Origin of the sequence: Mycobacterium sp. 29Ha (assembly GCF_032883055.1) — a bacterium.
Taxonomy (GTDB): domain Bacteria; phylum Actinomycetota; class Actinomycetes; order Mycobacteriales; family Mycobacteriaceae; genus Mycobacterium; species Mycobacterium gallinarum.
In genome coordinates this window covers 1-10,091 of record NZ_JAMQTI010000053.1, presented here as the reverse complement: position 1 = coordinate 10,091, position 10,091 = coordinate 1, and the positions used below count along the sequence as shown (strand labels likewise).

At 64.0% G+C, this 10,091-nt stretch carries 10 protein-coding genes and 1 pseudogene; 3 read left to right on the top strand and 8 right to left on the bottom strand.

Annotated elements, in window-relative coordinates; all coding sequences use genetic code 11:
• Window positions 1-190 (bottom strand): annotated as a pseudogene (locus tag M1248_RS32970) (hypothetical protein); the annotation flags it as partial.
• A gap of 450 nt (window positions 191-640) precedes the next feature.
• On the opposite strand from M1248_RS32970, the gene M1248_RS32965 reads away from it, so the two are divergent.
• Both M1248_RS32965 and M1248_RS32960 read left to right on the top strand, forming a co-directional pair.
• Complete coding sequence (locus M1248_RS32965; RefSeq protein WP_317150899.1) at window positions 641-1,426, top strand: sigma-70 family RNA polymerase sigma factor; 786 nt, start codon at window positions 641-643, stop codon at window positions 1,424-1,426.
• Window position 1,427: 1 nt separating this feature from the next.
• On the top strand, window positions 1,428-1,952 hold the full coding sequence (locus M1248_RS32960; RefSeq protein ID WP_317150897.1) for a DUF421 domain-containing protein: 525 nt from the start codon (window positions 1,428-1,430) through the stop codon (window positions 1,950-1,952).
• A 112-nt stretch (window positions 1,953-2,064) separates the two neighbouring features.
• Here M1248_RS32960 and M1248_RS32955 read toward each other — a convergent pair whose 3' ends face one another.
• The 7 genes from M1248_RS32955 to urtA form a co-directional block, all read right to left on the bottom strand.
• Entirely contained in the window at window positions 2,065-3,480 is a 1,416-nt protein-coding gene (locus M1248_RS32955; protein WP_317150896.1) for a DUF2254 domain-containing protein, read from the bottom strand.
• 58 nt (window positions 3,481-3,538) lie between these two features.
• Window positions 3,539-4,237 carry a hypothetical protein gene (locus M1248_RS32950; protein ID WP_410506780.1) on the bottom strand — a complete coding sequence of 233 codons (699 nt, stop codon included), beginning with the start codon at window positions 4,235-4,237 and terminating at the stop codon, window positions 3,539-3,541.
• 310 nt (window positions 4,238-4,547) lie between these two features.
• Window positions 4,548-5,240 (bottom strand): urea ABC transporter ATP-binding subunit UrtE, encoded by a 693-nt coding sequence (gene urtE, locus M1248_RS32945; RefSeq protein WP_163727074.1) that lies wholly within the window; start codon window positions 5,238-5,240, stop codon window positions 4,548-4,550.
• Window positions 5,240-6,073 (bottom strand): urea ABC transporter ATP-binding protein UrtD, encoded by an 834-nt coding sequence (urtD, locus tag M1248_RS32940; RefSeq protein ID WP_317150895.1) that lies wholly within the window; start codon window positions 6,071-6,073, stop codon window positions 5,240-5,242. Before urtD ends, urtE begins: the two co-directional genes overlap by 1 nt.
• Entirely contained in the window at window positions 6,070-7,182 is a 1,113-nt protein-coding gene (urtC, locus tag M1248_RS32935; protein WP_317150894.1) for an urea ABC transporter permease subunit UrtC, read from the bottom strand. Before urtC ends, urtD begins: the two co-directional genes overlap by 4 nt.
• The gene (gene urtB, locus M1248_RS32930; protein WP_163727084.1) at window positions 7,179-8,063 is read right to left on the bottom strand and encodes an urea ABC transporter permease subunit UrtB; all 885 of its coding nucleotides are present in this window, start codon (window positions 8,061-8,063) and stop codon (window positions 7,179-7,181) included. The genes urtC and urtB overlap by 4 nt, the downstream gene beginning before the upstream one ends.
• Window positions 8,064-8,100: 37 nt before the next feature.
• Window positions 8,101-9,366 carry an urea ABC transporter substrate-binding protein gene (gene urtA / locus M1248_RS32925; protein ID WP_317150893.1) on the bottom strand — a complete coding sequence of 422 codons (1,266 nt, stop codon included), beginning with the start codon at window positions 9,364-9,366 and terminating at the stop codon, window positions 8,101-8,103.
• 244 nt (window positions 9,367-9,610) lie between these two features.
• Between urtA and M1248_RS32920 the strand changes: the two genes are divergently transcribed.
• Window positions 9,611-10,027, top strand: a complete 417-nt coding sequence (locus tag M1248_RS32920) for a hypothetical protein (RefSeq protein WP_163737018.1) — start codon at window positions 9,611-9,613, stop codon at window positions 10,025-10,027.
• The last annotated feature ends 64 nt before the right edge of the window (window positions 10,028-10,091 follow it).

The following is a 10,091-nucleotide window of genomic DNA, read 5'->3' as shown; positions in this document are numbered from 1 at the left end:
AGTCAGCCAACCCCGGCCCTCGCACCCGAGTAGGAACAAAACCTGGGGTAGTCCAGACGCTGGTGTCCTCCGTGTGTGACCCAGAGCCGCGGTTGGATGAGCCCAGCACCGGATCCTCACCGCACCCGACGGCGCACCCGGCCAACGCCGCCGTTCCAACAAACGCCGAAGCCCATGCTTTGAACTGCATTGACTGATCTCCTCCGTTGACGCGATGCGATGTGTTGCTGACACGGGCGCCGTCGAACCGCTGGCGCGAATACGAGGCGCCCTCCTGTCGAAGACACGGTGCCCCATCGGGCGCAGTTGATACCTTGCTGCCGAAGTGTTCTGTGCCGGAGCCGGTGGACTACTTCGCCAACCTAAGAGCAGCCTGAGGCCTGCATGCAGATTGCATGAGCGTTCGGCGCTTCAGGGGGCCTATCACCGCGTCGTGATTGCGATTAGGCAACGATCAAGCCGCGGACCGGTTTCTCGTTTTCATCGGGGTAGGCGCTCTACGGGTAGCAATCGGAGGGCATCAAGTCTCTTCTGCGCCGCGGAAGGAGCCGACGTGACCGTCACACAGCGCACTGGAACGAAAACCGCACCCGCCACGCGTGTTCTCGGCTGGACGAACATCGAGCAGCGGTTGGTGCAGATGGCCGACTGCGCCAACCATGAGGAGCGCCGACGACGACGGCAACGCATCATCACCGAGTGTCTGCCAATCGCGGATAACATTGCCTACCGGTTTGTCGGCCGAGGTGAGCCAGCTGACGATTTGAAGCAGGCCGCCCGACTCGGGTTGATCAAGAGTGTCGACCGCTTTGTGCCGGGCAAGGGTCGATTCATGGCGTTCGCGGTGCCGACGATCCGGGGAGAGGTAAAACGGCACTTTCGCGACAGCACCTGGTCGATGCGAGTCCCCCGTAAGGTTCAGGAGACGCAGCTCAGGATGCGGCGCACGGTGGACATGCTGTCTCAGCGGTTGAGTAGACCGCCGACGAATCAAGAAGTGGCAAGAGAACTCGGCGTCGACGTTGACGACGTATCGCAATCCGAGTCCGCGCACTCGGCTTACCGGCCGCTGTCGCTCGATGCTCCCCGCGGCGAACCTCAGGGAGCACAAGCAGTGAGTATCGGCGAGTCAGTAGGCGCGGACGATCCAGCCTTCGTCTTCGTCGAGGATCTCATCGTGCTGCGAGAAGTCATCGCTGAATTGGATCCGCGGCGGCGCGCAATTTTGGGTATGCGTTTCGTCGACGGCCTGACGCAACGGGAAATTGCCATACGTCTCAACGTCTCGCAGGTACAGGTATCGCGACTCTTGAACGGCACATTGGCGCGACTCCGTCAAGGGATGTGTGTCGATGCATCCTCGGCCGCGCGTGTGTGCTCCCCTTCTCGGGCAGGGTTCGAGGATCCGACGAAAGTAGCTGAATGACATGTGGTTTGATGCGTGGAGTGACATCGCCAGGGTGGTGTTGATCGGGTCCGCGGCCTACATCAGCTTGATCGTGGTACTGCGAATATCGGGGAAGCGCACGTTGGCCAAGCTCAACGCGTTCGACTTGGTGGTCACCGTCGCGGTCGGTTCCACTCTGGCCACGATTTTGCTCAACTCCGACGTGTCATTCGCCGAGGGCGTGACGGCGCTCGCGTTGCTCGCCGTGTTGCAATTCCTCGCGGCGACCATTTCATCGCGGTTCAGGCTCGGGCGGGCGGTGGTGACCGCGCGACCTACTCTCCTTGTCTCGCAGGGTCGTTACCTGGAGGAGGCGCTGAGGGGCCAGCGCGTCAGTATCGACCAGATTCGCCAAGCCATCCGGTCGACCGGACAGGGCGACGTCAGGCAGGTCGCCGCGGTGGTACTCGAGTCCGATGGGTCGCTCAGCGTCATCGCTACAGACAAGATCGGCGACTGGTCAGCGTTGGCGGGATTGGCGATTGTTCGCGCATCGGACGGTTGAGAGTGTCAGCAACGAATAGACCTCCAGGAACAATGGATTCACGGGCACCGGGGGAATTACCCGGTGCCCGTACCGAGACCACCGCAGCGGCTTCCGCTCAGCACCTCCGGGACTAAACGGCGGCGTCAGAGGTTGGCGTCCAGCGCCGCTCGAGTGCCGCACGGACGTCCTGGGCGCACCGCTCCAGGCGGGTGCAGTCGACTGCGTCGAATCCTTGCTCTGCCGCTGCGGTTTCCAGCCTTCGGAGACGATCTGCGACCGCCTTCCGGTGTGAGGGCAGGACCACCACCCACGCAAGTTCGCGCAGCAGGGTCAGCAACCTTTCCAGCACTGCGGAATCGCTTGCGCCGTAGTGCTGCGCTTGACTGCACACCAAATCGAGCAATTCGGGCAGGTCTGGCCGCGCCACCACCACCCGTTGTATGTCGCGGCCATCTCGCAGGATCCGTTGTCCCAAGCGGTATCCGGCGAGTTCACACAGGGCCGCGCTGCATGTATTCAGTCCGTGCACCGCGGTGGTGGGGTCGTTGACGCCAGGGCTCAGCGCGCGAATCACCACATCGGTCAGCTGGCGGAGCCCGTAGCCGATGTCCTGGGTCGTGGTGCGCTCGATGCCGGTTTGCAGGGCGCCGGCCACCCGCGCGCGCAATGATGCCAGCCGCTCTTCGTCGAGGGCAACACCCTGCTGGTCGGTGGACCAGCAGAACGCCACCGGCATCCCCGCCACGACATCGGACCCCACCGGACGGTCGATCCATATCGCGACCTCGGCGTCTGTGGCCGCCGCCAGCAGGGACTTCTCGTCAACCGAGACGAGAAATCCCGACGATCGCGCCGTGACGATCGCCGCATTGGCGGGCGGGCGCGGTGCGAAGTCGCGGTCGGGGGTCTCGTCGAGTCGATCGAGCATGCGCGCTGCGGTGTCACCGATGTCGGCGCGGACGTGGTTGAGCATGGTCTCGATCCGAATCTGTCGGACCAGATGCCCGAGGAACAGGACCAGGGCCAGAACGCTGGCCATAGCCATCATGTAAGCGAATGTCACCGCGATCTGGGGGACGAACTCCGCGCCGCCGTCGCTGTCGTTGCGGACTGTACGCAGCACCGTCAACGCGTAGACGAACGTTGCGAGGAACAACGCGAGGGTTCGTTGAACGAACTGATCCGCTGCGAATGTTCTTAGGAGCCGGGGCGTGTACTGGCTGCTGGCCAGCTGCAGAGTGATCAAGGTCAGCGAGAACGTCAACGACGTCACGGTGATCAGCGACGTCGCGACGGCCCCGAGGACCTCCCTCGCTGCGTCGGCCCCGCCTCCGAACAAGTATTCCGAAAGCGTCGGGGGAATGTGCGCGTCGAGGGCCGCATCGAGTTCGGGAAGGACGATGCCGGCGGCGACGGCGGTGACCACGCCGAGCGCAGGCACCGGCCATAGCCTGCTGCGCAGTGCCTCGAGAATCGCAGTGCGCCGCTGGCTGATCGCTCCGAGAAATCCGGGGGTGTCGCGCGGACCCCCGTCTTTCAACGTCATGGACGACCTACGCCGCGTGTCGGACAGAATGCTCGCCTTCGGCGGGCCAAGTTGACCATCAACGAGCCGATGTTGAATGCCGGCGATGGAACAAATCGCTCACTCGACGGCGTCGCGCTGTTTGGTCGTCGCTGTCGCCAGCGTTTTCTGACTTATCCACCCTCTCAACAGGTTTCGATGTCATAAGCTCGGCTGCGCGACCGGCATCGTGTTCGGTTAGGGTCACCGGTGCGTCTGCACGTCTGATGTCGCGAAGGCTCCGCATCGACAACCGGCCCATGCACAGCGCGGCGAGAAAGATGATCAACGCGCCTAAGCCGCTGAAGTAGGTCAACTCCAGCCACGCGGTCTTCGTCTCGGTCGTGGCGACCGGTGTGCCCACCTCACCGAGCCCCAACGGCGCAGCAACGGCGCGCCCCGCCACAAACCAGGCGCCGGCGAGGCCGCTCATCCATGCCCCCAACATCGCTGTTGCACGGTTATCGGAAAGGGTGAGCAGCAGGCCACCGAGGACCGTGACGACTCCGGGAAGCACCTGCAACCAGCCCCGCGCGGCCGTCCATGCCCACTCCAGGTCCGGCGTGAAGGCGAAGTTGAAGTAGGGCCCCAGAAAAGGGATCAACGCACCCCAGAGACCCAGGACAATCAAGAGCAAGCCGGTGGCAGCGCCTCGGCTTCGCGGCATGTGCATCTTCCCGCCGCGGCTTCGTATGCGGATGTTTACATCACTCATCAGGTCTCCTTGCGTGCCGGCCATGGAGTTACCACGTACCCCGGACGCGCATCGGCATACGTATTGATTCAAGCGCCGATAGGGACCCATGCATGTCGTGTCCGCGCGGGGGACCTCACAACGCGCGGAACTGGATACTGTGCTGGCTGTTGTCGGCCTACACGGGGTCGTTGTGGCGACGATGTTGGCGAAGATGCGCGCTTGCCGGTGCACCGTTGAGGCGTTGTATTTGGACTGGTTCGGACCGGTGGGGGGTGTCGGCGTTGTCCTACCTGACGTTCGAGGCGCACCGGTTGGGAGCAGATGAGACAGTGCTCGCGCTTGGTGACCGTCCCTAGATGGCCATGGCGGCGCGCACGTCGGCCTCCGACGCCGAGCCGCCGGTACCGCTGGACGTGACGCGTCCCGCCTCCAGGATGTAGTAGCGCTGCGCGGATTCCAATGCGAAGCCGATGTGCTGTTCGACCAGCAGCACCCCGAGGCCGCCGCGCTGCGTCAACGCTGTGATCGCCGCTTCGATCTCGGCGACGACCGAGGGCTGGATGCCCTCGGTCGGCTCGTCGAGAATCAGGCATTTGGGGGTGGTGATCAGTGCGCGGGCGATTGCCAGCTGCTGGCGCTGACCGCCGGACAACAGGCCGGCCCGTCGCGTGAGCAGTTCCTTCAACGCGGGAAACAAATCGAGCTGCTCGTCGATCAGCTGCTTACCGTTCTTTCGGCCGTCGGCGACGACCTGGAGATTCTCGGCCGTCGTCAGCTGACCGAAGGACTGCTGTCCCTGCGGCACATACGCCAAGCCACGCTTGACGCGGGCGCTGGGCCGTAGCTTGGTGAGTTCTTCGCCGTCGAACAGCACCTTGCCGGAGTTGCACTTCAGTAGGCCGACCGCCGCGCGCAGCAGCGTCGTCTTTCCTGCGCCGTTGTGCCCCATCACGGCGGCGACGCCGTCGGTCGGCACCTCGATGTTGGCGCCGTGGATGACCTCGGAACGGCCGTACCCGGCGTGCACGTCGACCAGTTGCAGCATCAGGAGTTCTCCTCGACGAGCTCGATGCCGTCGGCGCCTGCCGCGGCGGTCCCCAGGTAGACCTCCTGCACCTTCGGGTTGGCCTGAACTTCGGCAACCGAACCCTCGGCGATCACCTGGCCGCGTGCCAGCACGGTCACCGACGTGGCGAATGCCCGCATGAAGTCCATATCGTGTTCGACCACGACGACGGTGCGCTCGGCACCGATGCGGCGCAACAGGTTCCCGGTTTCTTCACGCTCTTCGGTACTCATGCCCGCCACCGGTTCGTCGAGCAGGAGCACGTCGGAGTTCTGGACCAGCAGCATGCCGATCTCCAGCCACTGCTTCTGTCCGTGGGCGAGCACTCCGGCGGGTTTGTCGGCCAGGTGGGTCAGCCCGATGGTGTGCATCGCCTGCTCGATCGTCGGGAGCACACCCTTGCGGCGCCGCAACAAGGTCCATGCGGATCGGGTCGCGCCGGCGGCGATGTCGAGGTTCTGCAGCACGGTCAGTTGCTCGAACACGCTCGCGGTCTGGAAGGTTCGGCCCACTCCGCTGCGCGCGATCTGGTGCACCTTCTTACCGAGCAGTTCGACGCCGGACTTGTTCACCGACCCGGTCGCCGACACCAGCCCGGTGATCGCGTCGATCACCGTGGTCTTTCCCGCACCGTTGGGCCCGATGAGGAATCGGAGGTCACCCTGGAACAAGGTGAGGTCGACGTCGCTGACCGCCTTGAAGCCGTCGAAATCGACTGTCAGTCCGCGAACTTCGAGGTACTGGGTGCCCATGCCGACGTTGCCGCCCTCGATGGGTTCCTTGCTTGCCGTGCTCGCGTCGACCTCGGTCATGAGCTGGCACCCACCTTCTCGGTGTCGGGGTCGGAGTCAGTGGCCTTCTCCGGAGGTGGTTCGACTTTGGCTTTGCGGCGACGCTTCAGGAACACACCCAGTCCGGCCAGACCCGCCGGGAAGAAGCCGACGACCACGATGAACAGCAGGCCCTGGGCGTACGTCCACTCCGACGGAAAACGTTCGGAGAACAGGGTTTGCGCCCACGCCACACCGATCGCACCCAGGACCGGACCCAGCAGTGTCGTGCGACCGCCGATCGCGACACCGATCAGAAACGCGATCGACGGAAGGATACCGACCTGTGAGGGCGCGATGAACCCGACGATCGGCGCGAACAGTGCGCCGGCGATGCTGGCGAACAGCGCGGCGACGGTATAGGCGACGACCTTGATGTTGGCAGGGTCGTAGCCCAGGAAACGCACCCGCTCCTCGCCGTCGCGCACAGCCACCAGCAGCTCACCGTAGCGGCTCTGCATCAGCTGCCGGACCACGGCGACGACCAGCAGCAACACTCCCGCGGCGATGAAGTAGAGCATCCGGCGGTTGGCCGGGTCGTTCAGCGTGAAACCGAAGAATGTGCGAAACCTGTTGAGCCCGTTGCTGCCACCGATGCTGGTCTGGCCGACGAGCAGGATCGCCAGAGCGGCGGCCAGCGCCTGCGACAGGATCGCGAAGTACGCACCTTTGACACGGCGCTTGAAGACGCCGAAACCCAACGCCGCGGCGATGGCCGTCGGCACGAGCACGATCGCCAGCAGCGTGAAGGCGGGGGAGGCGAACGGTTGCCAGTAGCCGGGCAGTTCGCGCACGCCGGCGATCTGCATGAAGTCGGGCACGTCGTCGCCGCGAATCTGCGCGTCCGCGATCTTGAGGTGCATGCCCATCATGTAGCCGCCGAGGCCGAAGAAGACGCCCTGGCCGAGCACCAGCATTCCACCCCGGCCCCAGGCCAGCCCGATGCCGACCGCGACAATCGCGAAGCACAAGAACTTGCCGAGCAGCGACAGCCGGAAGTCGGACAGCACCACCGGCGCCACCCCGAACAGCACGACCGCCGCGATACCGAAACCAGCCCAGGTCTGCCAACGGCCGAGAGCGGTTCTCACACCAAACTCCTTGTGCGAACGGTGAACAGACCCTGCGGGCGGGCCTGCAGGAAGATCACGATGATCACGAACACGATCACCTTGGCCAGCGACGCGGTGGTGTTGTACTCGATGAACGAGTTCAGGAAGCCCAGTGAGAACGCCGCGATCACGGTGCCCTTGATCTGGCCCAGCCCGCCGACCACGACGACCAGGAACGCGTCGATCAGATAGCTTTGCCCGATCGTCGGACTGGTCGACCCGATCATCGTCAACGCGACACCGGCGACGGCCGCGAGGCCCGAACCGATGAAGAACGTGGTGATGTCGGTCTTGCGCGAGGAGATGCCGCTGGTTTCGGCGAGGTCGCGGTTCTGCACGACCGCCCGGATGCGTCTACCCATCGGGCTGACCTTGAGCGCGGTCGCCAGCGCGGCCACACATGCGATCGCCAGTACCAGGATGAAGATCCGGGTCTTGGGCACGACCGCGCCGAAGATCTCCACGCCACCGGACAGCCACGCCGGAGCGATGACGTTGACCGCCGGCGCGCCGAAGATGTCGCGGGCGATCTGCTGCAGGATCAGTCCAACGCCGAACGTCACCAGCAGCGTGTCCAGCGGACGGTGGTACATCCGCTGTATCAAGGTGACTTCCAGCAGGGCACCCATGGCCCCGCCGACGACGAAGCCGACGATCAGCGAGATGAACAGGGACGCACCGGCACTGGAGATGATCTGCTGAACCACGTAGGCGGTGTAGCAGCCGGCCATGATGAACTCGCCGTGCGCCATGTTGATGACGCCCATCTGACCGAACGTCAGCGACAGTCCGAGCGCAGCCAGCAACAGGATCGAACCGAGGCTCAATCCCGTTGCCAGCTGCCCGATTAGAACATCCATACCGCTGTGGCTCTCCGTCGCTTCGCTCGCCGCGGAATCAGCCGGAGAGACCGGCGGCCCACGGGTACGACTTGAGGTACGGGTCCGGCTCGATCGGGCCGGGCGACTCCCAGATCGTGTAGATCAGCCCGTCGGGGCGGATCTCACCGATACGTGCCGTCTTGGTGATGTGGTTGTTCTCGCCATCGATGGTGACCAGACCCTCCGGCGCGTCGAAGGCGACGCCACCCGCATTCTCCTGGATGGCGCTGACCTCGAACGACTTTGCCTTCTCGACGGTGTTCTTCCACAGGTAGACCGAGACGTAGGCCGCCTCCATCGGATCCGACGTCGGCTTGTTGGCGCCGTACTTCTTCTTGTAGGCCTCGACGAATGCCTTGTTCACCGGGGTGTCGATCGTCTGGTAGTAATTCCACGCCGTCAGCTGTCCGGTGATGTTCTGCACGCCGATGCCGCCGACCTCTTCCTCGGCTATCGACACCGAAACCACCGGCATGTCCTGCGGTGTGAGCCCGACGTTCTTGTATTCACGGAAGAACGCCACGTTCGAGTCGCCGTTCAGCGTGTTGAACACCGCGTCGGCGTTGGCGGTGCGGACCTTGTTGACGATGGTCGAGAAGTCCGTCGAGCCCAGAGGCGTGTAGTCCTCGCCCTTGATCTCGATACCGTTGGCCCCGGCGTAGGCCTTGATGATCCGGTTCGCCGTCTGGGGGAAGACGTAGTCACTGCCGACCAGATAGAGCGACTTGACGCCCTTCTCCTTGAGGTAGTCCAGGGCGGGCACGATCTGCTGGTTGGTGGTGGCGCCGGTGTAGAAGATGTTCTTCGAGGACTCCAGACCCTCGTACTGCACGGGGTAGTACAGCAGTGAGTTCGCGCTCTCGAAGACCGGCAGCATCGCCTTGCGGCTAGACGACGTCCAGCCGCCGAACACCGCGGCCACGCAGTCGCTGCTGATCAGCTTCTCGGCCTTCTCGGCGAAGACCGTCGGCTCTGAGGCGCCGTCCTCACCCACGACCTGGATCTGCTTACCCAGTACGCCCCCGGCGGCGTTGATTTCCTCGACCGCCAACGCGATCGCGTCGCGCACCGTCACCTCGGAGATGGCCATCGTTCCCGACAGCGAGTTCAGCGAGCCAACCTTGATGGTCGAACCCGAGGTGTCGACACACGATTCGGCGTTTGCCGAGTCCGACTCGGTCGCCTTGCTTCCACAGCCCGCCAACAGCAGGCCCGCCACAGCGACGACGCTTCCCGTCGCAAGCGCAGACCTTCTCAATGAAGACCGTTGTGGTAGTCGCATTGACAGCCTTTCCCTATATCAGCAGCGCACATCGGGAGATGAGCGTCGGCTGGAGTGCAGAATTTGTGGCACCGCTGGGGTGTCGAATCGGGACGTTAGAGCGGCTGTGTTTCTGCGAAATGACTGTGTGTGACGAACAAATTAACCTGTCGGAGGACCGCTGTTTATTTGCCGTTGGCCCATGGCGGCATAGCTGATCTGACGTGCCTGTAACAGTCCGGTACGGTGCGGCGATGTGACCAACATGCGAAAAGCGACATCGATGGTCGGGGCGGCGCTCGTGCTTGCAGCAGGCTCACTTGCGGTCAGTCAGGCAACCGCAGCCGGGCAGGATCCCGCTCCGGCGGGACCAAACGTCAAATACGTTGTCACCGCGGACGCCCCGCTGAGCTTCGACATCAACTACGTGACCGGTTCGCCCGCGGACTTGCAGGCTTTCAACGCCGACGCGGCCGCCTACTCGACCAGAGGCAGCTTTGTTGTCCCGTGGGAGGCGACCGCGACGCTGTCCGACCCGCAGTGGGCGTACATCAGCGTGGCCCGGGCGGGCCATGCCATGGAGGCCCCGCCGAACGCGCACTGCGAGATCTGGGTCGACGGACAACTCGCCGTCCAGAACACAGGTCCGACGACGGCCTTCTGCCAACTGAGTCGCTGGTAGTCCGCGCGTAGCCTGTTGCCTCACGTCAAGATGCGCGCGTGGGGGCATTCGTTGCCTCACGTAA